Origin of the sequence: Streptomyces sp. Y1 (assembly GCF_041053115.1) — a bacterium.
Taxonomy (GTDB): Bacteria; Actinomycetota; Actinomycetes; order Streptomycetales; family Streptomycetaceae; genus Kitasatospora; species Kitasatospora rubellomurina.
This window is the reverse complement of sequence record NZ_CP163445.1, coordinates 6,709,375-6,732,469: the sequence shown is the minus strand read 5'-3', so window position 1 is coordinate 6,732,469 and position 23,095 is coordinate 6,709,375. Positions and strand designations below refer to the sequence as shown.

The window sequence follows — 23,095 nt, the reverse complement described above, 5'->3', positions numbered from 1 at the left end:
CCAGACCTTGGAGCAGGCGCCTTCGTCAGTCAGACAGGTCAGACGGTCAGGCCCCGGGTGGACGCCCAGCCGAGGGCGAACGCGTCCAACTCGGCCGCGTCGAACCGCAGCTCGCGGCCGCCGCCCTCCGGCTTGGTGTCCCGCAGGACGAAGCCGTCGACCACCCCGGGGATGCGGGCCAGGTCGACGCAGGACTCGTTCTCGCTCCCGAGGTTGCCGCCGCACTGGCGCTCGAACCGCGCACCCTCGATGGGCAGCGCGTACAGGTTGGTGGTCATGGTTCCTCCATGCCGTTGACGTCCTCTCGGAGGCCGGACGGCCCCCGAGCGCCGGGCAGTTGGGACTGCCCGGACGTTGTGGCCCGGTGGCCGCCGCCCGGCGTCGTGCGCCGGGCGGCGGCCACCAGAGAATCAGGTGGTGGCGAGGGTTGGGCGGGCCAGTATTCGCCCCGCAGCCGTGTTCCTTCCGCCTTACAAGGGAAGGGAGTTGGCGTTCCGGGCGCGTCGCCGCGCCGGCGACGCGCCCGCAGGTTTCAGTGGGAGCGGTTGATCAGCAGCAGGGCGACGGCGACCACGTGCAATGCGGCCACCACCGACACCCCACAGGCGGTCCAGACCCGAACCTCGGAGTCCTCCGGCATGCCGGGCTTCACCGCTCGCCGGTCGGGAGATCGGCGTGCACGACCTTCCCGAGCGGCAGCGGCGTGACGCCCCACTTCCCGCGCGTGAGCCGGTGCACCATCGCCAGCCCCCGGCCCGACGTGGAACCGCAGTTCGCCCGGATCATCACCGGCATCACCCGGGACCCGTCACCGACGAGGATGCGGACGACCCGGGAGGACGGCCGCCGCACGGCGACGACCATGTGCGCCTGGCAGCCGGTCTTGACAGCGTTGGTGGCCAACTCGCTGACGATCAAGGCGGCATCGTCCACCAGTTCGTCCAGCCCCCACTCCCGGAGCTTGGCACAGACGAACCGCCGCGCGGCCCCCACCGACTCGGCCCGGTAGGGCAGGCAGACCGTCGCCGGACCCGAGTGCTGCCGGACTCCGAAGCCCACGCCCGGGTGCGGTTCGGCAGCGCCTCTCACGGTGTTCGAGAGGAGGTTCATCAGCGCTTCTCCTTAGCGACTGGGGCGGGCTGCTGACGAACAGGCAACTGCACGTCAGTGCCGTGCCGCGGAGCTGCAGGCATGCTGAGCATGACTTATGCAGATCACGCATCACGGATAGTTCCGGCCCGGATACGCTCGGCATATCGGGTGTGATCAGTGCAAGCAGGAGAAACCATGTCGCAGACGGCCCGGGGAAAATTCACTGCACTCTCGCCCGGCGAGGTGATTCGCCGGGCGAGAGTGCTCAGCGGTCGCACTCAGGCCGATGTGGCCGCGGAGCTCGGCTACCACCAGTCGAAGATCAGCCGCCTGGAGAACGGCTCGGGGACGCAGGACATCGGCGTTCTGCGGGCTGTCGCAGGGGTGCTCGGCATTCCGTTGACGAGCTTCGGCCTTGCGTCCCCGGCCCCCACGGACAGCAGGACGGACGATATGCACCGCCGAAACTTCCTGGCCGCGAGCGCAATGGCGCTCGCGGCCCCGGCAGGCCATCCGCGTGTAGCGAGGGAGCTCATCCGCGAGCTTCTTCCCGGACCGGCGTGGTTTGATCAGCCACCGCCGTCAGCAGCTGAGCTCTCGGTCCGGCTGTCCCAGGCCCGCAGGCACTTCTACGCCTGCCGCTACGCTGAACTTGAGGTGGCCCTGCCGCAGTTGATCGCAGACCTGCGGGGGGCGAAGCACGCGGCCCCAGGCGATGACCAGGCGCTCTCCAGGATGCTCGCGACGGCCTACCAGACTGCGGTGAGTCTGTTGCTCAAGCTCGGTGACCAGGGCAACGCCTGGCTCGCGGTCGGCCGGGCCATGACCGAGGCGGAGCGGAGCTGCGATCCCGTGGTGATGGCGTCCAGCGTCCGCGTCCAGGCCCACGTCCTGGCCCGGGACCGGCACACCGCACCCGCCATCGACCTGATTCGTCACACCGTTGATCAACTCGAGGGTGGCTATGACCGGAGGCCGCCCGGTTATCTCGCAGCCCTCGGGCTCCTGCTCCTTCGCGGCGTGACCGCCGCGAGCGCTGGCGGAGACCGCGCGAAGGCAGCGGAGTTCCTGGCCGAGGCCGGGGACGTCGCGCGGTACGTCGATCTCGATGGTCCGGATTCCTGGGCGAACTTCAGCCCCACCAACGTTGCGCTCCACGCGGTCAGCTCCGCCGTGGCTCTCGGCGATGCCGGTGCGGCGCTGGCAGATGCCCAGCCGCTGATGCGTCGCCGCATCCCCGTTCCCGAGCGGCGGGCCGCGCTCTGGGTGGACGCTGCTCGCGCCTACAGCCAACAGGGCAGACTGGTCGAGGGATTCCAAGCGCTCAGGATCGCGGAGAGCTGCGCGTCGGAGGACATTCGTCGGCGCCCCAGCGTGTTGGAACTGGCCGGAGACATGGCCGCGCGTGATCGGCGCGGTACCGTTCCTGAACTGCTTCGTTTCTGCCAGGAGTTGGGGGTTCCGATTTGACCGAGCACCGCGACCCGTTCCTCTACGTCGTCGTCTGCGCTGCAGGCATCGCCGATGGTGTCGGCGAGCTGATCTCGGCTGCCCACGCGGAGGGCTGGAACGTCGGCGTGGTCGCTACCCCCAGTGCCCTTGGGTTCATGGACCAGAAGGCCATCGAGTCCCAGACGGGCTACCCGATCCGCTCGGCCTGGCACACGCCGAGCGCGTCACGGCCGATGCCCCGGGCCGACGCCATCGCGGTGGCCCCCGCCACCTTCAACACCATCAACAAGTGGGCCGCCGGCATCTCCGACACGCTCGCGCTCGGAATTCTCTGCGAGGCCTACGGACTCGGCATTCCCACGGCCGTGCAGCCCTACCTCAACTCCGCCCAGGCCGCCCACCCCGCATACGCGGAGAGCCTGGCCCGGCTCCGATCGATGGGCGTCCTCATCGGCGACTACGCACCCCACCGACCCAAGTCCGGCGGAGGTCGCGACAAGTACAACTGGACTCACGTACTGGACCTTCTCCGCCCCGCGGTGCATCCGGCCTGACGCCCGCGGCCGCCTCTTCACCACCTGCCCAGCAGCACGACCCTCCGCGCAGGAAGTCGGCCCGGCCGACTTCCTGCGCGGCCGTCCGTCTGCCGTCACCGCTCGCGGGTGGGGGCCCCGGCGGCCCAGGCGATGAGCATCCTTAGGGCGTCATGCGAAGGGGTGTCGGGCTCGGCGGCGTAGGTGACCAGGGCCTGGTCGGGGTCGTCCGCTGCGCGGAGGGTGTCGTAGGCGAGTTCCAGGTCGCCGACCACCGGGTGGTGGAAGCGCTTGGTTCCCGAGGTCTTGTCCTGCACCGGGTGTTCGGCCCACCAGCGGCGGAAGTCCTCGCTCTTCATCGACAGTTCGCCGATCAGACTGGCGAGTTGGGGGTCGTCGGGGTATCGGCCGGCCTCCAGGTGGAGGTAGGCGACGTTCTCGCGGGCGCAGGACGTCCAGTCCGCGTACAGTTCCCGGGTGGTCTCGTCGAGGAAGGTGATGCGGGCGATGTTCCGCTCGGCGGGGTCGAGGGCCGCGTAGTCGCCGAAGAGGGCGCAGGCCGCGGGGTTCCAGGCCAGGATGTCCATGTGTCGGCCCATCACGACGGCCGGGACGTCCGTCAGTTCGTCGAGGAGGCGCCGGACCATGGGGCGCACGCCCTGCGGCCGGGCTTCGCGCCGCAGGGGCGGCTGGGGGCGGGCGAGGCGGTGCAGGTGCCGGATCTCGTCCTCGTCCAGTTGGAGCGCGCGGGCGAGGGCGTCGAGCACCGCATCCGAGGGGTTGGGCACGCGGCCCTGTTCCATCCGGGTGTAGTAGTCGACGCTCACCCCGGCCAGTTGGGCGATCTCCTCGCGGCGCAGGCCGGCGACCCGGCGTCGGCCACCGTAGTCGGGCAGGTCGACGTCCGCCGGGTGCAGGAGGGAGCGGCGGGTCCGCAGGAACTCGCTCATGCTGATCGCTGTGCTCATACGACGATTGTGGCCGGTCGGGGTGGCGGTTGCCTGGCCCTGGCAGGACCAGGCAACCGCCACCGCCCGTCACGAGGCCGGGATCGCGGTGACCAGCCCACCGTCGACGGCGATGTCCTGGCCCGTGATGTACGACGACCGCGGGGAGAGCAGGAAGGCCACGGTCTCGGCGATGTCCTCCGCCCGTCCGAGCCGCTTCAGCGGCACCTGCGAGCGGATGGCCTCGTGCGAGGCCGGGTCGGGGACGGCTGCCTCGAACATCTCGGTGACGATGTAGCCCGGGCTGATCGAGTTGACCCGGATGCCGCGCTCGGCGAAGTCGCTGCCCAGCGTACGGGCGAGGTTGTGGACGGCGGCCTTGGTGGCCGCGTACACGGGCGCGACGGCCATGCCCCGGTGCAGCGTCCAGGAAGCGTTGATCACCACGGATCCGCCACCCGCCGCCTCCAGCAGCGGCAGAGCCTTCTGGATCGTGAAGAACACCCCCTTGAAGTTGACGTCGACGAGGTGGTCGAAGTCCTGCTCGGTGGCTTCGGAGCCGCGCTGGAACACCCCGACCCCGGCGTTGGCGAACACCCCGTCCAGCCGCCCGTGGTGATCCCGGATCAGGGCGACCAGCCGGTCGAGGTCGGCGAGACTGGCGGAGTCCGCCCGAACGGTGAGCAGCCGGGCGCCCCCTTCGGACACCTCGCCCAGTTCTTCAGCCGCACGGGCGAGGCGTTCCTCGGTGCGGCCGGTGATGACGACGTGCGCGCCGCCCTCCAGAAGCAGACGCGCGGTGGCCAGGCCCATCCCGCTCGTCCCACCGGTGATCAGGACCACGCGGCCGTCGAAGTCGGTCATATCGGTGCTGTTGTCGGTCATGGCACCAGCCTCGCGACCGCGCCCCGCACCAACCAGGCCCGGCCCAACCTGGGTCTCCGAGGACCACCCTGCGGTACACAACTCTGCCGAAATTGACCGACCTTGGACCAATAGCGACCGATGGCGTCAACGCGCCTTGTCCGCCTGGTCGTTGTGTTAAGTTCCGTGGACAAACACAAAAAGGCGACCCCGGCAGCGCGCCAACGCTCCGGGGTCCGGCACCAGGAGACAGACACTCCCGATGCGTATCCATCGTAGCGCCCACGCGCGCAATTTCACCGTGCTGCCCAATGCCGTGCTGCAGTACCGGCAGCTGTCCTACACCGCCCGCGGTCTCCTCGCGGACCTCCTCTCCCGCCCGGACGGCTGGCGCGAGGACGGCCGGCACATGGCCGACACCAGCCCGCAGGGGCGCGGCGCCATCCGCAAGGCCCTCAAGGAGCTGACCGACGCGGGCTTCTACCGCGTCGAGAAGATCCGGATGCCGGACGGCACGATCCGCACCGAGACCCACGTGTACGACACACCGTGGTTCGCGCCGCCGCCGAGTACCACCTCTCCGGCGCCCGGTGAAGCGGCCACCGGCCGCGCTGTCGCCCTCGTAAAGGACCCGGAGAAAGAACCCACCCTCCCCGACGACGACGCCCAGCAACGCGAGGCGGTCGCCACCCTGTTCCGGGTGATCCGCCCCGAACCCCGCCTGCGCCTGGGCGAGGCCGAGGCACGCGAACTCGCTCCCCTGGTCGCCCAGTGGCTGGAACGCGGCAGCACCCCCACCGACCTCGCCCACGCCCTGCTGCCGGGCCTCCCGACGCCCCTGCACTCGGCGGCGGCGGTGCTCCGCTACCGCCTGGCGCACAAGCTCCCACCGGCCCGGCCCCCGGCACCGGCCCGGTACGCCGAGTGCGCCAGGTGCCACGACCCGGTCCCCCGCCCCGGCATCTGCCGAGCCTGCGCGGGCCTCGGCACCCCGGCGGCTTCAGCCCGCAGCGCAGCGGCAACAGCCACCACCGGAGCCGCCCGCGCCCGAGCACTCCTGCACGCCGCCAAGGCGGGCTTCGGCGCCTGTCGACCCGAGGATGCCGCCGCGTAGCCGCACGTCAGCGCTTCCAGCGGGACCACCAGGACGACGACCGGGGGTCGGCGTCGCGCTCCCGGGTCGCAGCCGCGAACCGCTGCAGCACCTTCCCGTCCTTCCAACTCAGCTGCATCAGAACCGATCTGACCACCTCCAGATCAGCCTTGCGCGTCCCGGCGACCACCGCGATCGCCTTCTCCAGGTCTGCGTCGAGTTGCCTGTAGCCGAGATCGTGCAGGAAGTGGGCGATCGCCTCAGCCGGCTGACGCTCGCAGAAGCCCTCGATCAGCCGGTCGCGGAACTCCGACCCCAAGCCCTTCTCGGCCAGCTTCTTGATCGTGTACGCCACCAATGTGGGCCTGGACGCCACGATCGTGAGTTCATCGACCACCCGCTCGGCCGCACGCCGGTATCCGGCTTTCAGAAGCGCCTGGATGAGCTCTGCCACGTCCCACGCGTCGATCGTCGCCTGGACGAACACCCCGGCCGCTCCCGGCACGTGCTCCGGCCCGTACGTCCACGGGGTGGCCTCCAGGACCTCGGCGGCCCGAGCGGCCGACTCGTCCTGGAGGAGTTCGCCGGCGATCCCCAGGGCATCGCCGGCCTGCTCGCGCTTCATCAACGCCTGGAACAGCAGAACGAGTTCGGGCACCGGACGGGCGAAGGCCAGGAGGCGCCACAACAACGGCAGGGCACCCTGGTCGCCCGGCGCGGCCAGCCTGACCAGCCCGGCCAGCAGGTCAGCGACGTCCCACGGTGGCCGGAACAGGACCACCGCCGCCAGGAGGGCCTTGGTCCGACCCGACGACGCGATGATCTCGGGAATCGGACGATCGGCGCCCAGCGCCTCCACCATCGCGGACGAATCGACCGTCACCGGGGCAGCGAGCAGGCCCCGGTACCAGATTGCGACATCCGTGTCCGGCAGGGCGAGATCGAGCAGGTCCGCCGCGTCCTCGAACCGGCCCGTGGTCTGCAGGCGCGTCCAGACCTCGGATGCCTTGCTCGACAGCGCGAGCATCCGAAGGAGGGCGGCGCGCATCCCGGGCGACGCCCCGCCCTCAACGACGCGTACGACCAGATCGACCGATTTCAACGTGTCCAGACCGGCGGCCAGACCGATCAGCGCGCCCCCGTTCGGTCCCACCCGGTCCGCGTCCAGGAACAGGGCCGCGAGCGCCACCGGCGAATCGGACCACGGCGCCGCGCTCAGCACCTCCCTGACCAGCCTGTCCTTCCCCCTGGCGAACAGCTCGCACAGCAGCGCCCGGCACCGCTCCTGATCAGCTGCCTGCGTGTACCACCGGGCGAAGCCCTCGACCGCGCCCTCGGTCCCGGCTAGCCGGGCCAGCACCGCCGCGACCTCCTCGACCGGCCGTCCGGCCACCGCGCCGCAGGCCGCCACGTAGTCGGACGAGGGGCCGTCCTGGAACACCACCAGGTACGCGGCCACCGCGTCCGGAGGTTGTGAACGCACCGCCACATCCCGGACGAGGTCCGCCTCGGTCCGGCAGCCGGACATCCGTAGCTCCGCCAGCAGGTCCTGAAGCGCCGGTGGCCGGCCCGGAAGACCGTCCCCGCACGCGGCCAGCAGACACTCCGTGGCCTCCGCGGACCTCGCCTGCCGAGCCGCCTGGAACAGCGCTGAGGCATTCGTCCACACCAGGTCGGAGACGCCCTGAGCCAGCCGGCTCCCGGGCTTCGCGCCCCGCAGATACCTGATCCGGGAGACGGTCTCCGCGCATGAATCCGCCGTCAGGAACTCGCCGAGCAGGTCGTCGAGCGGCAAGAGGCCGCCCTGCGGCTCGGCGTCCAGAGCGAGCAGCAGTTCCGCCGCCCACGTCGGCGTGCGCACCCGCACAGCCCGGGTGAGCAGGTACGTGGCCCCTTGAGCAGTCGCCTGGCTTCCCTTTCGAACACCGGTCTCGGCGAGCCCGCGAGCCATCCGGACCAGATCGCGGGTCCGCCACCTCCGGGCCGCGTCGGCCAGCACGTACCTGCCGAGTTGCGGCTCCGAGCCGGCCAGCAAGAACTCCGCGAGGACTCCCAGATGCGATGTGCGCCGAGTCTCACACGCCTGGTCGAGCAGCCATCGGGCCCGCTCCCCGTAGCCCTCCCTCAACAGCCAGATGGCGAGCCCGGCCTGCTGTCTCGCCTGTCCGGCTTCGCCGACCTGCCCGATCACCAGGCGTGTCCCCGACTCCCATCCCCGTGCCAGGAGTTCGACGAGCACACCCTTCACCACCTCGTCGCCCCGAGCGACGAGGCTAGCCGCCACTCGGGGGCCGATCTGCTCGCGCAGCGCCTCGCGGCCGGGCAGCTCGACGAGTTCGGCGAGATCGCCGGCCGGCCGGTCACTCGACGCCATCCCCTCCAGCATCGCGAGCCGCCCCTCCTCCCCCGTGCCCTCCAGCATGTCCAACAGGTCGGCCATCGGCCGGTGGTCGAGCACGTTCCGCCAGAGGTCGGGCGCCATGCCGTAGACGCCGGGGTCGTCCAGTTGGACGGCCAATCGGTTGAACTCCGTTGCGGGATAGCGCTCCGCGAGCGCCGCCACGGACTCGCCGACCAGACCGTCGCCGCCGATCTCTCGCGCCGCCCGGAGGAAGTCCGCCACCTGGTGGGCACTCGCCCCGCAAAGCGCGTCGAACACCACCGGCAGCAGAGCAGCCGGTCCCTGCTGCCGGAGCAGGAATGCCAATCCGGCCGCCCTGATCGGGAGGAAGGGCTCGACCGCGCACCGGATGACGGCCTCGGCGTCCTCTCCGGCTCCCGCCTCGTTCAAATCCTCCAACAGCTTTTGCAGCAAGGTCGGTTCGAGGTCGGACGCTATCTCGTGGAGCGCCCGGAGGTGCCCTTGCTCGCCTCCGGCGCGCAGCGCGGCCATGAGGAGGTGGCAGTCCTCGCGCCGGGCCACGGCGAGGCGCAGCACCAGCGCGGCGTCCTCGGCGAAGCCGGAGCGCACCTCCCCGATCGCCAGCCACTCGACCAGCCGGTCCAGCGACCCGGTGACGATCGCCGTCAGCACGGCGGTGCAGTCCCGGCCCCGGCCGCCCGCAGCCAGCCGGGCGAGCAGGTTGTCCACCGATCGCGCGCCGTCTGCGGCGTGATCCCGTACCAGCCGGTCTGTCTCCGCGTGCAGACCGGCGGCGTCCAGAGCATCCAGCAGCGCGGGCAGGTCCTCCAACGGCCGCGGCACGCTCAGCAGCTGCGCCACCAGGTCGCGACAGTCCGCGCCGTACAGCCGGACCGCCAGGTCGACCGTCTCCGAGGTCTGCCGGCGGCCCACCACGCGCACCACGGTCGCCTGCACCAGGCCCGACAGTTCGGACGACGGGTCGCCTGCGGTGAGCAGCGCCACCAGGTCCTCCGCCGGGCGGACGATGACCGCCAAGTCCACCAGGTGGCGAGCGATATCAGCCTGATCGGCGTCGAACAGGGCAATGGCCAGCTCGACCAGCGGCTCGACGGGCCGTCGCCGCGCCGCCGCCGTCCACATCGCGTCGACCGCCCTGCCGAGCGCAGTCAAGCCGCTCAGTTTCACCAGGTCGGCGGCGGGCCCGATAACGGCGAACTGCTCCAGAAGCTCCGTCCGTCCGGTGGTGACGACCTGGTGCAGGGCGTCCGCCATCAGCTTGGCGGGGTCCAGGGCCGCCGGGAGGACCGGCAACGGCTCCGTCTCCGTCTCCGTGACGGCAACGACGGGCACGACGGGCACCATCAGCGCCCCCACGACCACGAACTCCGCGTGCACCGCCTCCGTGAGCACCCGGACCTCCTGTGGCCTGCCCGGCTTCCGGTGTTCCCGGTGCAGCGCACTGACCCGCTCCTGCACCCCCGCCCGCAGCTCGTCCAGGTTCAACGGCCCTTCGTGCGAGACCAGTACCTCCCGCACCGCCCGCGAGAACAGGCTGAACGAACCACCGTCGCCCGCCTGTGCCGTGGAATCCTCGGCGGGTACGAAGCGCGCCAACTCGCCCGGGGCGCAGGCGTACAGGCGAGCCACCTTCCGGCCGGCCACCGCCCGCATCTTGCTCGGCGACCACCCCGGCGGCGGCCCCATCGCATCCCGGATCCCCTGCCGACACGCGTCGACCATGAACAACACCTGCGCCGCCGGGGTCTCCTGCAGCTCCTGCTTCCAGTCGATCGCGATGCACCCCGACCGGTACGGCCGCAACTCGGGGTGAATGTCCTCCGGAACCAGGTAGTCCTGCCCGTCGACGTGCGTGCCGTGCCCACTCAGGCCGATCAGCAGCCGCTCCCCCGGCTCGGCACGCGCCAGGAACCCGACCACCTCACCATTGACGAAGTTCGCCGTGACCGGCCGGCCCGCCCGAGGCCGCGGCACCTCGACCCGCACCCCACGCCCCCGCAGCGCCTCACCCAACTGCTCGACGTCCCGCAGCACGAACCCGAGCGGCGCCTCGTCGTACGCACTGGCCCCGATCAGCAGCGCCGAGAATCTCCCCACCCGGGCCGTCCCCCACCCACCCCAACGATCATGGCAGCGGGCCGACTTCGACGAATCGACCGCCGCCACAGGATAGCCCCGGCGGGGCTTCCCCCGCAGAGCCCTCGTCAGGCGGCCATCTCCGCGAGGACCGAACCGATCGGCGTCGGGGCGAGGTTCAGGACCGTCGCGGTGACCGACGCGTCGAGGATGCTCGGACGGTCGTACAGGTAGAGCATTTCCGGGAACTCCGCCATCACCGAGTCGGCCCGACCGGTCCGCTCCAGCTCGGCCCTCGCCATGTGCGTCAGCTCCGGTTCCGGTACGGCTGCCGCCACCGCCAGGCGGGCGGCCAGTTCGCGGACCGGGGCGTGGGAGGTGGACGGCACGTGCCAGGCCCGGCCCCAGGAGTTCTCGCTGCGGGCGGCGGCGACGAGCGTCCGGGCCGCATCGCCGGTGTAGGTCCAGCTGTGCGGGGCGTCGAGGTCGCCCGGGTAGGAGACGGGCGCGCCGGCCAGCACCTGCGCCCCCACCATGAGGGTGAACGGCGAGTAGGCTCCCGCGCCGAGGTAGTCGGCGGCCCGGACCTCGGTGACCCGCACCCGGCCCGCCTCGTGGGCGGCCAGGGCGTCGTGCCACATCCGGGCCCGGACACGGCCCTTGACGCTCGTCGGCGCCATCGGGAGGTCCTCGGTGACGGGTCCGTCGACGGGCCCGTAGCCGTACGTGTTCCCGAGCATGACGTAGTCCGCGCCGCCGCGTTCGGCCGCGGCCAGCAGCGAGGCGGCCAGCGGCGGGAACTCGGACGGCCAGCGGTCGTAGGCCGGCATGGCGCAGTTGAACAGCACCGCCGCCCCACGGGTCAGCTCGATGAGCCGCGCGGTGTCGGTGGCGTCGGCGGCCACCCGCTCGATCCGGGGGTGCGCCGGCCCGCTGCCCCGGCGGGTGACGAGCCGGACCTGCTCACCGGCGTCCGCCAGCAGCCGTGCGGCGGCCGATCCGGTGGCTCCGGCTCCGATGATGACGTGCGTGGACACGCTTGCACTCCCTGCTCTGGTCGAGGAGTTGGGGCGAGCCCGCCCCGACGCCTCCACCCTCCCGCCACGGGCGATCCGTAAGGTAGTGGCCCGAATGCCAAACATCCGGAGGTTCGGGCCATGCGGGCCGTACATCGAGTCGCCGTCATCGCTGTACCCCCGGCGACCACCTTCGACCTGTCCATCCCCGAGCTCGTCCTCGGGGAGACGACCGTCGACGGCCGCCCCGGCTACCAGGTGCGCGTCTGCACGGCCCGGCCCGGCCGCATCGCCACCAGCGGCAGCCTGGAGGTCACCGTCCCGCACGGGCTGGAGGCCGTCGACGACGCCGACACGGTCATCGTGACCGGAACCGGCGCCCGCGACGACATCCCACCGGCCGTCCTGAAGGCACTGCGCCGCGCGTCGGCGGCGGGCCGGCGGGTCGCCTCGATCTGCACCGGCGCGTTCGTCCTCGCCCGGGCGGGACTTCTCGACGGCCGCAGCGCCACCACCTACTGGGCCAAGTCCGAGGAGTTCTCAGCCCGTTACCCCACGGTCCGGCTGCGGCCCGACGTGCTGTACGTCGAGGACGGCAACGTCCTGACCTCCGCCGGGCTGTCCGCCGGCATCGACCTGTGCTTGCACCTCGTCCGTACCGACTACGGCGCCGCGACGGCCAACGCCGTCGCCCGGCTGATGGTCGCGGCACCGGTACGTCCCGGCGGGCAGGCGCAGTTCATCGCGACACCGCTGCCACCCGAGACCGGCACCTCGCTCGCCGCGACCCGGGCCTGGGCACTCGACCACCTGCACGAACCGCTCACCCGCGCCGAGCTCGCCGCCCACGCGAGGACCAGCGTCCGCACGCTCGCCCGCCGGTTCCACGACGAGACGGGCCTGAGCCCGCTGCAGTGGCTCCTGCACCAGCGCGTGCTCCGGGCCCAGGAGCTGCTGGAGACGACCGACCTGCCGATGGACCGGGTCGCGCGCCTCAGCGGCCTCGCCACCACCGACTCCCTGCGTCACCACCTGGCGAGGAGGACGGGCCTCACCCCCAGCGCGTACCGCGTCGCCTTCAGCCGGCGCCCGGGGGCACGAGGCTGATCACTGCGGGTTCCGCCTCCGGCGGGCCCTCACCGGTCGGCGGACGTGATCCGGGTGCCCTGGGCGGAGACGAGACGCCATCCGGTGGCGGAGTCCTTCGCGAACACGTGGGTGTAACGGCTTCCGGCGACGAAGCCGGTGCCATCGGAGTTGACGAAGTTCATGCCGGTGCGCCCGACGACGATGCCGACGTCGCCGATGCGGCGGACCACGGCTTCCTCCGGGAAGGACTCGACGGCGGGGAAGGTGACGGCCCCGGCGGTGACCGCGTCGAGCAGTGCGGACCGGGGGACGACCGAACCGTCCTCGACGCCGACCAGGAGGAAGTCGTCCGCCAGCAGCTCGCCCAGACGGGCCGCGTCGCCGGCGACCAGGGCGTCGAAGAAGCGCCGATCGTGCTCGATCAGGGCCGCGCGGTCGCGAGAGTCAGTCACGGTGGGTGGCTCAGGCTCGAGCTCAGGATGCCGTCGCGGGAACGAGGTGGTCGAGCCCCTGCGCACTGCCCGTCGCGGCCTCGATCGAGCGCGGCAGCATGACGCCCTCGTAGGCGCGGACGGCGTCGTCGATGCCGGGTTCGGTGACGAGGGCGTGGGCGAGGTCGGCGCCTTCCAGCATGGCGAGGTTGGCGCCCAGGCCGACCGGGGGCATCAGGTGCGCGGCATCGCCGAGCAACGTGACGCCGGGGACGTGCTCCCAGGTGTGCGGAGCGGGCAGGACGTACAGGGGGCGGTTGACGAACGCGCTGTCGCCGTTGCGCAGGATGTAGCGCAGGCGCTCGTCCCAGCCGTCGAACATCCTCAACAGGTGCGCCCGCACCGCCTGTTGGTCACCGAGGTCGACACCGGCGGCAGCGTGCCAGTCCCGGGGCTCGCGGAGCGCGATGTAGGCGCGGATGTGGCCGTTGCTGTTGCGCTGGGCGACCAGGGTCCTGCCGATGCCCTTCGCCAGCATCGATCCGTTGCCGACCAGCCGCGCGAGGTCGGGGTGGCGGGTGTCGCAGTGGTCGAATCCGGTCTCGACGAAGGTGACGCCGGTGTAGCGGGGTACGGCGGGCGACAGCGCCGGACGGATCCGCGACCAGGCGCCGTCCGCGCCGACCACCAGGTCGAAGTCCTCGGTGGCGCCGTCCCCGAACCGCAGCCGGCAGGTGCCGTCCGGCAGCGGCGTGGCCCCGGTGACGGCGCGGCCCCACCGCACCGTGCCCTCGGTGAGCGAGTCCAGCAGCAGTCCGCGCAGTTGGCCGCGGTCGATTTCCGGGCGTCCGCCGCCGTCGGCGCCGGCGGCGGGCGGCCCCTGATGCGCCAGCAGGGCGGCGTCGGCGAAGTCGAGCACGCGCCACTCCTCCCCTTCGGGGCGGGCGAGGGCCTGGAACCGGTCGAGGAGCCCCGCCGCCCGCAGCGCGGCCTGACCGGTGTCGGCGTGCAGGTCGAGGGTGCCGCCCTGCGGGCGGGCGTCGGCGGAGGCCTCGCGTTCGAGGACGGTGACGGAGCGGCCGTGCCGCTGCAGCACCCGGGCGCAGGTCAGGCCGCCGAGGCCGGCGCCGACGATCGCGATGCGGGGACCACGGGCAGGGGTCTGGTTCATGGGAGTGCCCCCAGGGAGGTGAGTGAGCCGCCGGAAGGTCCGGCCCGGCTCCACCAAGAAAGCACACTCACCCAAAAAGTGCAACGACTCAACTTTTGCAGTCGATGCACCCTGGGATATGGTGGACGAGTGACCGAACCGACCGGGCGCCGCGAGCGCAAGAAGGCCCAGACCCGCCAGTCCCTGGCCGACGCCGCACTCGAACTCTTCCTCGACCGCGGCTACGACCAGGTCGGCGTCAAGGACGTCGCCGACGCCGCCGACGTCTCGGTGACCACCCTGTTCAAGCACTTCCCCAGCAAGGAAGCCCTGGTCTTCGACCAGGACGACGACCTGGAAGCCGCACTCGTCGCAGCGGTGCGCGACCGCGCCCCCGGCCGGTCGATCCCGCAGGCGCTGCGCGAGCACATCCTGCTGGCCCGGACCCAGCTCGCGGTCCACGCCACGGACCCGCGGTTCGCCGACTTCACGCGCATGGTGCGGGAGACCCCCGCGCTGCGCGACTACGCCCACCGCATGTGGACGCGCCACGAAGCCGCCCTCGCACTGGCCATCGCCGAGGCCGTCGGCGCCCCCGAGGACGACCTCGGCTGCGCAGCCCTGGCCCATTTCGCCCTCGAAGCCCGCGGCCTCATCCTCCGACACCCCGAACCACACCGCGCCGCCGACGAGGCCTTCGCCCTCCTCGAACACGGCTGGACGGCCTCCCACCCGGGCAGCTGACACCGCCCTCGCCGGGACGCGGGCCTGTCGGCCGGAGCCCGAGCGGCTGCAGGTCAGCGCTTCGGGCGGAACCAGCGCGGGTCGGCGGGGCGTCGGGCGGGAGCTCCCCGGTCGCGACCGCGATGCGCCGCAGTACCTTCTCGTTGCCCTCGGCCGTCAGCACCGACCTGATCGTGTCCAGGTCCGCCCGGCGCGTCTCCGCGGCCACCGCGACGGCCCTGGCCAGATCCTCGCCGAGCTGGCGGGTGCGGCGGCCCAGCAGGTGCAGGAAGTGGGCCACGTCCTCGCTCGGACGACGCTCGCAGAAGCCCTCGGTCAGCCGGTCACGCACTTCGGGCCCCACACGCTCCGCGGCCAGTCGGACGAGCAGCCGCACCGCGTCCGAGGCGCTGGCTTCCGTGGTCGCGAACTCGTCGAGCAGCAGCTCGGCGGCACGCCCGTGCCCGGCGTCCAGCAGATTGCCGATGAGGACGGCCGTGCTCCCCGAGCCCATGGTCGCGCGGGCGATCAGCCCTGCCGCTTCCGGCCAGAACACCGGCCCGTACGGCCACGGGGAGGCCTCCAGGAGTTCGCCGACCCGTGCGGCCGGCTCGAACGTGAGGAGCGCGTCGACGATCCCCTCTGCGTCCTCGGCCTGCCCTCGGTTCATCAGTATCTGCAGCACCGCGTCGAGTTCGGACGCCGGCCTGACGGCGGCCAGGAGCCGCCACAGCTCCGCCAGAGCGGGCTGACCGGCCGGCCCGGCGAGCCCGGCCAGCAGCTCGGCCACGTCCTGCGACGGCCGGAACAGGACCGCCGTCGCCAGGAGCGCCCTGGTCAGCCTCGGCAGGGCGAGGAGCTCGGCAACCGGGCGATCGGCCCCCGACGCCACCAGGGCCGCCGACCGGTCGATCTCCACCGGAGAGGCGGAAAGGCCCCGGTACCAGGATCTCCGCAACTCCGCCAGCCGGCCACCGCGTCCGGCGGCTGGGTCAGCACCGCCGCGCCGCCTGCACCGCGCCCAGGCCACCCGCCAGGCCACTCAGCCGCCTTCCGGTACTCGCGGTGCAGCGCGCTGACCCGCTGCTGCACACCGGCCCGCAGCTCGTCCAGGTTCAACGGCCCCTCGTGCGAGACCAGCACCTCCCGCACCGCCCGCGAGAACAGGCTGAACGACCCGTCACCCGCCTGTGCCGTCGACTCGCCGGACGCCACGAAACGCGCCAACTCCCCGGGCGCACAAGCGTACAGCCGCGCGACCTTCCGACTCGCCACCGCCCGCATCTTGCTCGGCGACCACCCCACCGGCGGCCCCATCGCATCCCGGATCCCCTGCCGACACGCATCGACCAGGAACAACACCTGCGCCGCCCGGGTCTCCTGCAGCTCCTGCTTCCAGTCGATCGCGATGCACCCCTTCCACAACGGCCGCTGCTCGGGGTGGATGTCCTCCGGAACCAGGTAGTCCTGCCCGTCCACATGCGTACCGTGCCCGCTCAGGCCGATCAGCAGCCGCTCCCCCGGCTCGGCGCGCGCCAGGAAGCCGACCACCTCACCGTTGACGAAGTTGGCCGTGACCGGCCAGCCCGCCGGAGGCCGGGGCAGCTCGACCCGCACCCCACGCCGCTGCAACGCCTCACGCAGCTTCTTGAGGTCTCGCAGCACGAACCCGAGCGGCGCCTCGTCGTACGCGCTGGCACCGATCAGCAGCGCCGAAAATCTCCCCACCAGGGCCGTCCCCCACCCACCCCAACGATCATGCGAGCGCACCGACTTCGACCATCGACCGCCGCCACAGAATAGCCCCCGCCCCGGTCGGGTGACCGGCCGCGGTGACGGGTGGTCCACGGCGAATTCGCCTCCATCCGGAGTCCGTGCAACAGCGGGACGACCGGACTGCGACGAATCCGAGACACCCCGGGGCCTTGTCGGCCGGCCCACCGCAGCGGACGCTGGAGGCACTGGTCGCTGACGGGGGTGAGCGATGAATCGCGTTCTGGGTGCGGTGTGTTCAGCGGCGGTCCTGGTCGTCGCGGTGACGGCGTGCCGTCCCTTCGGCACCGCGCTCCCCGAGCCGGCCCCGCCGTCCGCCCAGTGGATCCTGGACGCCGTGAGCCCTGAGGACGTACGGCCACCGCGCTGCCCGAAGCCGACGCTGGCGACCCTGGCGGTGCTGGACGACGACGACCGTTCCTGGGCGGAGGCCTTCTGGCTCGTCGACGACGTCAACGTCTGCTCCGTGGCCATCGACAACCTCGACACCCACTGGATGACCGTCGGCTTCACGTCCATCGAGGGCCTGACCATCAGCAAACCGACCGCCGAGAACGCGATGCCGAGCGTGGACTCGTACGTCTTCACCGCCTTCCACGGAGCCGTGAACGACGTCCGGGTGAGCCCCGACTCCGCGTACGTCGTCGGCCCCGTCCACACGCGGACGGTCGTCCTCGGCTACGACGAGATCGTGACCTTCGCCGGCTACCACGTCCGCCTGCCCCAACCCGGCCAGTCCGTCCCCCTGGACCTGTGCACCGCACCCGACCAGTGCCGCGACGCAACCCTCGACGGGCCGCCCACCGACTTCGCCCCGACCACCCCACCCGGCCCGGTCGGCGCCCTTCCCCCGCACCGGTCCGGCTCTCGGGATCCCTCGGACAGCACGGCAAGGGCCGCACGCCACCGACTCTGACGGTGGCGTGCGGCCTGGAGCGAGGGTTCGCGGGTCAGGCAGATGGGGTGCCGTTGGGCCAGACGCAGGGGGAGATGACCTCCAGGCTGAAGGTGCGGCTCGTGTCACCCGCACCGTCCAGGATGGCGACGAAGCCGTCCTTGGGGTTCTTCAGCTTGACCCAGCCGATATCGCCGCCGGAGTCCGATGCCAGTTGGAAGCCTCGTCCGGTGAGGTAGGTGCGAAAGGCGGCTGCTGCTTGCGCTCTGCCGGGCAGGGGAAGGTCCTCGAAGGTGGCGGAACGCCAGGTCTGCTCCCGGCCGTGCGGACCGTTGTCGTTGGCGCCGCATTCCAGGTCGCTGAATGAGCCCGAGTTCGACCTGGGCTTGATCGGCAGGTTCGCCAGGATGTCCGCCTGGTAGCTGTCGATCTGCTTCCTGGCCTGGGCGAGCGTCATGGTGGGATCCTGCAGCGGGTTCGCCCCGCAGGCGTTCAGTGCCATCGCGGCGATCGCCACGAAGAGCGCGACCGCTGCCCGAATGGACTGTGATCGCCTCACGACGGCACCCTCCAGACCGGCTCCCCGGCGATGATCCTGCCGAAGTAGGGGAGGGCCTTGGAATCGGAATCCCAGCAGACGCGGGACGGATCGATGTGCAGATCCTTGGCGTCGCACGGATCGGTGAGCTTCGAAGCCTGCCCCTGGATCAGGCCACCGATGTGCTGCGCGCTCTGTCCGCAGCCGTTCAACTCGGGCGCCATGCGTTCCCCCCCTGGTCGGGCCCCGAGACACCCCCCAGGGCCGCATGCACGATGCGATCGTGTTGTCGGATAGTAATCGACCGCTCTCTCGTCGCGATCGACTGGGGTTCGAAGTGCGCGGGCCGCAGGCCCAGTTCATGGCCGCCGCAGCGCCGAGGTCAGGTGAGGGTGATGCCGAACAGGTCCTGGAAGGCGTCGGCGCCGGGGCGGGTGATCCGGAGGGCGCGGCCGGTGCCGATGGGTTCGAGCCAGCCGGTGCCGAGCGCGTGCGCGCGCAGTGCGGCGCCGAGGACGCCGGCGAGGTGGGGGCGGCGTTCGGTCCAGTCGAGGCAGCTGCGGACCAGCGGGCGGGAGCCGCGGCGCGTCCCGTCCAGGTCGATGCCGATGCCGGCCAGCCAGGTGCGGCCCGGTGCGGTCACGGCCAGGCCGCTGTCGTCCGTGACGACGCCGCGGGCCAGCAGGGCGTCCGCGAGGGCGACGCCGAGGGCGCCGGCCAGGTGGTCGTAGCAGGTCCGGGCGCGCGCCTCGGCGCTGCGGCGGACGCTCTCCCGCAGGTTGCGCGGCCGGGGTGCGGGGGCGGACAGCTCCGGGGCGGACGACGCCGAGGCGAACGCGGCCAGCTCCTCCACCAGCGCGGCGGTGCCGGGCCCGGCGAGCCGCAGGTAGCGGTGACGGCCCTGGCGCTCCTCGACCAGCAGCCCACCGGCGACCAGCCGGGACAGCTGCTCGCTCGCGGTCGACGCCACCACGCCCACGTGGTGGGCCAGTTCGCCCGCCGTCCAGGCGCGGCCGTCCAACAGGGCGAGGCAGATCGCGGCACGGGTGGGGTCGGCCAGCAGCCCGGCGAGCCGGGCCAGGGGCTGCGCGGACATGGATTGCGCGGAGCTGGACTGCGCGGACGTGGGTTGCGCGGGCATGGGTCCATCATGCCCCGGCCACGGTTCGGCGTCCGCCGAAGTCTCCCGCACCTAGCGTGGGCCGCATGACGACCTCCGAACCGGCCGCCCTCCCCTCCCGCGTCACCGGGTACGCCGACGCCCGCGCGGTGCTCGACCAACCGCTGCTGGTCCCCGAACCGGCCGCCGACCCGGCGGACACGCCCGCAGGCTCCCTGGCCTGGCTGCGCGCCACGGTCGCCCGCTTCACCGGCGACGGGCAGACGCACGCCCGCCGCCGCGCCCACGCCGTCGAGGACCTGGCCGCCCTGGACCCGCGCGACCTACGGCAAGCGGCCGCCGGCTCGGCGGTCGGCGCGGACGACCGGCACACGGTCGTCCGCGTGCTGGCCGAGCAGCTGGGCCTGCCGGAGCCGGACGCCGTGGCCGCCGCCGTCCTGACCGTCTCCGCCGGATACTTCGGCAGCGCCCTCACGCCCGCCCAGGGCCGGGCCGCCGACGAAGCCGTCTCGCGCCTGCTCACCCTCACCGCCCGGGAGGACGACCCGCGGCCCCCGGAGGCCGCCGCCCAGCGGATCGGCCTGCTCGTCCAGGCCTGCGACGCGACCGCCCGCCTGGTCGAGCACGCCCGCCGCGCCGCGCCGGACGGCCTCCCGCCGGGCGGCGCGGACGCCCTCCTCGCCGAGGTGCTGCGCCAGGACCCGCCGGTGACCACGCTGCGCCGACGCGCGCTGGCCGACGTCCGCGTCGGCGCGCTGGGCCTCCGCGCGGGGGACGTGGTGCTGATCGACGTCACCGCCGCCGAGCCGGACGCCCCCGCCGAGTGCACCCCGCTGGCCTTCGGCGCGGGCCCGCACCACTGCCCCGGCCGGGCCCAGGCGATGGCGCTGGCCGCCGGCCTGCTGGAGCGGGACGACCCGGCCCGGCAGATCACCGAGGCCGTCGCCCGGGTGCTGGACCTCGCCGCCACCTGGACCGCCTGGGACGGACGACCGCTCGCCGTGGACGGCCGCGTCTACACCCCGCACAAGGCGATCCGCCGGGTCGCCGACCATCTCGTCGACCACCTCGCCGAGTTGGAGGCCCGCTTGGCCGGCCAGGAGCCCCAGCCGGACCACTGGCACGCCTCGGCGACCACCACCCCGGCCGACCTCGCGCCGTTCACCGCGGAGGACCTCGACGAGGCGCGCAGCCGCCTGGTCCGGCTCGACGGCATCTGGGCCGACCGCCTCCGGGCGCTGAGCGACGCGCAGTTGGACCGCTCGCCCGGCCGGGGCTGGTCCTTCCGGCTGCTCGCCGCGCACGTCGCCGGCTCGCTGGACTACTACGCCGGGGCGGTCGGCCGTCTCGGCGCCACCACCGACCTTTTCCGCAAGGAGCAGTCATGAACACCGTCGATCCCGCCGCCGCCTTCCACGCGCTGCACCACCGTCCCGGCGCCCCGCTCCTGCTGCCGAACGCCTGGGACCACGCCTCGGCGGCCGCCCTGGCCGCGGCCGGCTTCGCCGCGATCGGCACCACCAGCCTGGGCGTCGCCGCCGCGGCCGGGCTGCCGGACGGCGCCGGCCGGACCCGCGCCGAGACGCTGCGGCTCGCGCGCCGGATCGGCGGCGGGCCCGCCCTGCTCTCCGTCGACATCGAGGGCGGCTTCAGCGACGACCCGGCCGAGGTCGCCGACCTCGCGGCGGAACTCGCCGAGGCCGGCGCGGTCGGCATCAACCTGGAGGACGGCCGCCCGGACGGCACCCTCACCCCGCCGCACCTGCACGCGGCGAAGATCACCGCCGTCAAGTCGGCCGTGCCCCGGCTCTTCGTCAACGCCCGCACCGACACCCACTGGCTCGGCGGGGCCCGCGCCCCGGAGACGGCGCCCCGCCTGGCGGCCTACCAGGACGCCGGCGCGGACGGCGTCTTCGTCCCCGGCCTGACCGATCCGGCCGCCATCGCGGGCGCGGTGGCCGCGACCGCCCTCCCCCTCAACGTCCTCGCCACTCCGGACGGCCCCTCCCTCACCCAGCTCGCCGACCTCGGCGTCCGCCGGGCCAGCCTCGGCTCCCTCCTCTTCCGCCTCGCCCTCGGCGCAGCCGTCGACACCGCCACCCACCTGCGCACCCACGGCTCGCTCCCCCGGACCACCACGGCCCCGGCCTACGCCACCGTCCAAGCCCTGTCCCCCCAGGGCTGACCACCGCCCATCCACACGCTCGCCCGTTCATCCGAACGGTGGACGGGCGGGGTCGGGCAGACCTCCCCGCCCCGGGTGAGGTCCGCCGGCTCCTCCGGTGACCGAAGTGCCCCGGCGCACCGACCCCGCCGGCAGATCACTAGAGTGACGCGACGGTCACAACCGGGGGGAGCAGCGCGGTGGAGACGGAAGACGTCGCGGAGTTGGCCCGGCGCGCGTTCGGGGAGTGGGCGCTGCGAAAGGTCGCCCCCGAGTGGGCGGCCGCGCGGATCGGCCACGAGCCCACCCGCCGGCTGGTGACCGAGCTCGGGCTGCCGCCTCAAGGGCCGGGCTTCTTCTCCCTGGACCTGCACGAGGACCAGCGCCGGCCCACCGTCCGGGAGCGCTTCGAGGACCTCGCGCCCGGATCGCTCGGCACCCGGCTCTGCACCGAGTTCGGCCACTACCTCTACCTCGGCGACTTCAACGGCGAGGACATCCTCCTCGACCCGGAGTCCGGCCGGCTCTACTGGTTCCGGGGGCCGCACGAGAACGTGGAGCGGATCCTGGTCAACAGCGGCGTGGCCGAGTTCCTGACCTTCCTGGCCCGGATCGAGCTCCACCGCATCGTCGACGGCCGCCCCTTCGAGGAGTTCCGCGAGGGCACCGACGAGGAGTACGCGACCGCCCTGCGGTCGGTGCTCAAGGGCGTCATCTTCGGTGTGCGCGAGGTGGACCGGGCCGTCTTCCCGCCCAAGGGGGACGACGACGGATTCGAGTCCTTCTGGTACCCCTGGCTCATCGACCACGCCGACGAGGACCAGGCCTTCGACTCCTGGGCCTGGAACCGCCACTCCGCCGAGTACTTCGCCGCCCGCGGCATCCACGACCTCGCCACCCGCGAACCCCGACACCCGGTGGACCTCGCGCTCACCTGATCCGCCACCTGATCCGCCCCGCCCCGGGGTGGGGCGCGTCAGCGCCTCCGGCGAAACCAGCCGGTCGGCGGGGGCGGGGGCTCGACGACGATCTCCGCCGAGAATCTCCCCACCCGCCCGTCACTTACCGATCACTTGCCGATCACTTGCCGAAGACGAAGGTGATCCCCCTGGTCCCCTGGATCTCGGACGTGCCGACCAGCTGCACGCCGCCCTTGGCCGACACCTCGAAGCTCAGCTGCACTTCCTTGAGCGGCAGCGAGCCGCCCCGGTCGGCGATCCGCTCGAACATCGCCTGCAGGGAGTCGACGGTCTGCTCCAGGTTCGTCCGCAGCGTCCCGATCGGGATCCTGCGCAGCACGGCCTCCCGGTCACGGCGGAACAGCCCCATGCTGTCGCCGTCGCCCTCGGCCTCCTCCTCGGCCTCGGTCACCCAGAACACCAGCGACTCGGACCCCGCACCGATCTCCGGCTCGTCCACCATTCCCCCAGTCACCCCAACGATCATGTCCGCGCGTCGACTTCGACGATCGACTGCGGCTCAGAATAGCCGCTGCACGCCCTCCGGTCAGGCGAGTCGTGCCGAAGCCGGCTCGGCCTGCCCGGGTGGTGTCCACGCCCGACACGACGAGGTCAGCGCGCCCGGTCCTCGTCCGCCGTCCCGAAGAAGGCGCGGAGCTCGGCGTCGGCCCCGGCCCCGGGCCGTACCACGTGGTCCAGCAAAGGGGCGACGAGCCGGCGCGGCGGCAGGCGCAGGAAGGCGGGGGCGGTGCCGGTGCCCCGGATCGCGGTGAGCATGGCGGAGCCGAGCCGGCCGT

General features: G+C 72.6%; 24 protein-coding genes. 9 read left to right on the top strand and 15 right to left on the bottom strand.

Features of this window, described 5'->3' with window-relative positions:
* Nucleotides 1-38: 38 nt before the first annotated feature.
* On the bottom strand, nt 39-278 hold the full coding sequence (locus AB2U05_RS29540) for a DUF397 domain-containing protein (protein ID WP_369184743.1): 240 nt from the start codon (nt 276-278) through the stop codon (nt 39-41).
* A 370-nt stretch (nt 279-648) separates the two neighbouring features.
* Nucleotides 649-1,110: an ATP-binding protein gene (locus AB2U05_RS29535; protein ID WP_369184742.1), complete on the bottom strand. Its 462-nt coding sequence runs from the start codon at nt 1,108-1,110 to the stop codon at nt 649-651.
* A gap of 177 nt (nt 1,111-1,287) precedes the next feature.
* Between AB2U05_RS29535 and AB2U05_RS29530 the strand changes: the two genes are divergently transcribed.
* Both AB2U05_RS29530 and AB2U05_RS29525 read left to right on the top strand, forming a co-directional pair.
* Entirely contained in the window at nt 1,288-2,562 is a 1,275-nt protein-coding gene (locus AB2U05_RS29530) for a helix-turn-helix domain-containing protein (protein WP_369184741.1), read from the top strand.
* A complete protein-coding gene (locus AB2U05_RS29525) occupies nt 2,559-3,098 on the top strand; it encodes a flavoprotein (protein ID WP_369184740.1) in 540 nt (179 codons plus the stop codon). Before AB2U05_RS29530 ends, AB2U05_RS29525 begins: the two co-directional genes overlap by 4 nt.
* A 95-nt stretch (nt 3,099-3,193) precedes the next feature.
* Here the strand turns inward: AB2U05_RS29525 and AB2U05_RS29520 are convergent, their stop codons facing one another.
* Both AB2U05_RS29520 and AB2U05_RS29515 read right to left on the bottom strand, forming a co-directional pair.
* Nucleotides 3,194-4,045 (bottom strand): helix-turn-helix transcriptional regulator, encoded by an 852-nt coding sequence (locus AB2U05_RS29520; RefSeq protein ID WP_369184739.1) that lies wholly within the window; start codon nt 4,043-4,045, stop codon nt 3,194-3,196.
* Nucleotides 4,046-4,114: 69 nt separating this feature from the next.
* Complete coding sequence (locus tag AB2U05_RS29515; RefSeq protein WP_369184738.1) at nt 4,115-4,909, bottom strand: SDR family NAD(P)-dependent oxidoreductase; 795 nt, start codon at nt 4,907-4,909, stop codon at nt 4,115-4,117.
* A 241-nt stretch (nt 4,910-5,150) separates the two neighbouring features.
* Between AB2U05_RS29515 and AB2U05_RS29510 the strand changes: the two genes are divergently transcribed.
* A complete protein-coding gene (locus tag AB2U05_RS29510; protein WP_369184737.1) occupies nt 5,151-6,002 on the top strand; it encodes a hypothetical protein in 852 nt (283 codons plus the stop codon).
* A 7-nt stretch (nt 6,003-6,009) separates the two neighbouring features.
* Here AB2U05_RS29510 and AB2U05_RS29505 read toward each other — a convergent pair whose 3' ends face one another.
* The gene (locus tag AB2U05_RS29505; protein WP_369184736.1) at nt 6,010-10,461 is read right to left on the bottom strand and encodes a hypothetical protein; all 4,452 of its coding nucleotides are present in this window, start codon (nt 10,459-10,461) and stop codon (nt 6,010-6,012) included.
* Nucleotides 10,462-10,568: 107 nt separating this feature from the next.
* The gene (locus AB2U05_RS29500) at nt 10,569-11,477 is read right to left on the bottom strand and encodes an NAD-dependent epimerase/dehydratase family protein (RefSeq protein WP_369184735.1); all 909 of its coding nucleotides are present in this window, start codon (nt 11,475-11,477) and stop codon (nt 10,569-10,571) included.
* A gap of 120 nt (nt 11,478-11,597) precedes the next feature.
* On the opposite strand from AB2U05_RS29500, the gene AB2U05_RS29495 reads away from it, so the two are divergent.
* A complete protein-coding gene (locus AB2U05_RS29495) occupies nt 11,598-12,563 on the top strand; it encodes a GlxA family transcriptional regulator (RefSeq protein WP_369184734.1) in 966 nt (321 codons plus the stop codon).
* A gap of 29 nt (nt 12,564-12,592) precedes the next feature.
* Here AB2U05_RS29495 and AB2U05_RS29490 read toward each other — a convergent pair whose 3' ends face one another.
* Nucleotides 12,593-12,997, bottom strand: a complete 405-nt coding sequence (locus AB2U05_RS29490) for a DUF4440 domain-containing protein (RefSeq protein ID WP_369184733.1) — start codon at nt 12,995-12,997, stop codon at nt 12,593-12,595.
* A 22-nt stretch (nt 12,998-13,019) separates the two neighbouring features.
* Nucleotides 13,020-14,147 carry an FAD-dependent oxidoreductase gene (locus AB2U05_RS29485; RefSeq protein ID WP_369184732.1) on the bottom strand — a complete coding sequence of 376 codons (1,128 nt, stop codon included), beginning with the start codon at nt 14,145-14,147 and terminating at the stop codon, nt 13,020-13,022.
* A 129-nt stretch (nt 14,148-14,276) separates the two neighbouring features.
* On the opposite strand from AB2U05_RS29485, the gene AB2U05_RS29480 reads away from it, so the two are divergent.
* On the top strand, nt 14,277-14,870 hold the full coding sequence (locus AB2U05_RS29480; RefSeq protein ID WP_045695644.1) for a TetR/AcrR family transcriptional regulator: 594 nt from the start codon (nt 14,277-14,279) through the stop codon (nt 14,868-14,870).
* Here the strand turns inward: AB2U05_RS29480 and AB2U05_RS29475 are convergent.
* On the bottom strand, nt 14,779-15,768 hold the full coding sequence (locus tag AB2U05_RS29475) for a hypothetical protein (RefSeq protein WP_369184731.1): 990 nt from the start codon (nt 15,766-15,768) through the stop codon (nt 14,779-14,781). The genes AB2U05_RS29480 and AB2U05_RS29475 overlap by 92 nt on opposite strands.
* Nucleotides 15,687-16,577, bottom strand: a complete 891-nt coding sequence (locus AB2U05_RS29470) for a caspase domain-containing protein (RefSeq protein WP_369184730.1) — start codon at nt 16,575-16,577, stop codon at nt 15,687-15,689. Before AB2U05_RS29470 ends, AB2U05_RS29475 begins: the two co-directional genes overlap by 82 nt.
* A 256-nt stretch (nt 16,578-16,833) precedes the next feature.
* Between AB2U05_RS29470 and AB2U05_RS29465 the strand changes: the two genes are divergently transcribed.
* Entirely contained in the window at nt 16,834-17,538 is a 705-nt protein-coding gene (locus AB2U05_RS29465) for a hypothetical protein (protein WP_369184729.1), read from the top strand.
* A gap of 34 nt (nt 17,539-17,572) precedes the next feature.
* On the opposite strand, the gene AB2U05_RS29460 is transcribed toward AB2U05_RS29465, so the two are convergent.
* From AB2U05_RS29460 to AB2U05_RS29450, 3 genes are all read right to left on the bottom strand, one after another.
* Nucleotides 17,573-18,034: a hypothetical protein gene (locus AB2U05_RS29460; protein WP_369184728.1), complete on the bottom strand. Its 462-nt coding sequence runs from the start codon at nt 18,032-18,034 to the stop codon at nt 17,573-17,575.
* 38 nt (nt 18,035-18,072) lie between these two features.
* A complete protein-coding gene (locus AB2U05_RS29455) occupies nt 18,073-18,279 on the bottom strand; it encodes a hypothetical protein (RefSeq protein WP_369184727.1) in 207 nt (68 codons plus the stop codon).
* Nucleotides 18,280-18,437: 158 nt separating this feature from the next.
* The gene (locus tag AB2U05_RS29450; RefSeq protein ID WP_369184726.1) at nt 18,438-19,196 is read right to left on the bottom strand and encodes an ArsR/SmtB family transcription factor; all 759 of its coding nucleotides are present in this window, start codon (nt 19,194-19,196) and stop codon (nt 18,438-18,440) included.
* Between the two features lie 65 nt (nt 19,197-19,261).
* Between AB2U05_RS29450 and AB2U05_RS29445 the strand changes: the two genes are divergently transcribed.
* The 3 genes from AB2U05_RS29445 to AB2U05_RS29435 all read left to right on the top strand — a co-directional run bounded on the left by AB2U05_RS29445 (nt 19,262) and on the right by AB2U05_RS29435 (nt 22,277).
* Nucleotides 19,262-20,563 carry a hypothetical protein gene (locus AB2U05_RS29445; protein ID WP_369184725.1) on the top strand — a complete coding sequence of 434 codons (1,302 nt, stop codon included), beginning with the start codon at nt 19,262-19,264 and terminating at the stop codon, nt 20,561-20,563.
* Nucleotides 20,560-21,360 carry an isocitrate lyase/phosphoenolpyruvate mutase family protein gene (locus tag AB2U05_RS29440; protein WP_369184724.1) on the top strand — a complete coding sequence of 267 codons (801 nt, stop codon included), beginning with the start codon at nt 20,560-20,562 and terminating at the stop codon, nt 21,358-21,360. Before AB2U05_RS29445 ends, AB2U05_RS29440 begins: the two co-directional genes overlap by 4 nt.
* 179 nt (nt 21,361-21,539) lie before the next feature.
* Nucleotides 21,540-22,277 carry an SUKH-4 family immunity protein gene (locus AB2U05_RS29435; RefSeq protein WP_369184723.1) on the top strand — a complete coding sequence of 246 codons (738 nt, stop codon included), beginning with the start codon at nt 21,540-21,542 and terminating at the stop codon, nt 22,275-22,277.
* Between the two features lie 142 nt (nt 22,278-22,419).
* Here AB2U05_RS29435 and AB2U05_RS29430 read toward each other — a convergent pair whose 3' ends face one another.
* Together AB2U05_RS29430 and AB2U05_RS29425 are read right to left on the bottom strand one after the other, a co-directional pair.
* Nucleotides 22,420-22,773 carry a hypothetical protein gene (locus tag AB2U05_RS29430; RefSeq protein WP_369184722.1) on the bottom strand — a complete coding sequence of 118 codons (354 nt, stop codon included), beginning with the start codon at nt 22,771-22,773 and terminating at the stop codon, nt 22,420-22,422.
* Nucleotides 22,774-22,910: 137 nt separating this feature from the next.
* Complete coding sequence (locus AB2U05_RS29425) at nt 22,911-23,075, bottom strand: hypothetical protein (protein WP_369184721.1); 165 nt, start codon at nt 23,073-23,075, stop codon at nt 22,911-22,913.
* Nucleotides 23,076-23,095 lie beyond the last annotated feature (20 nt).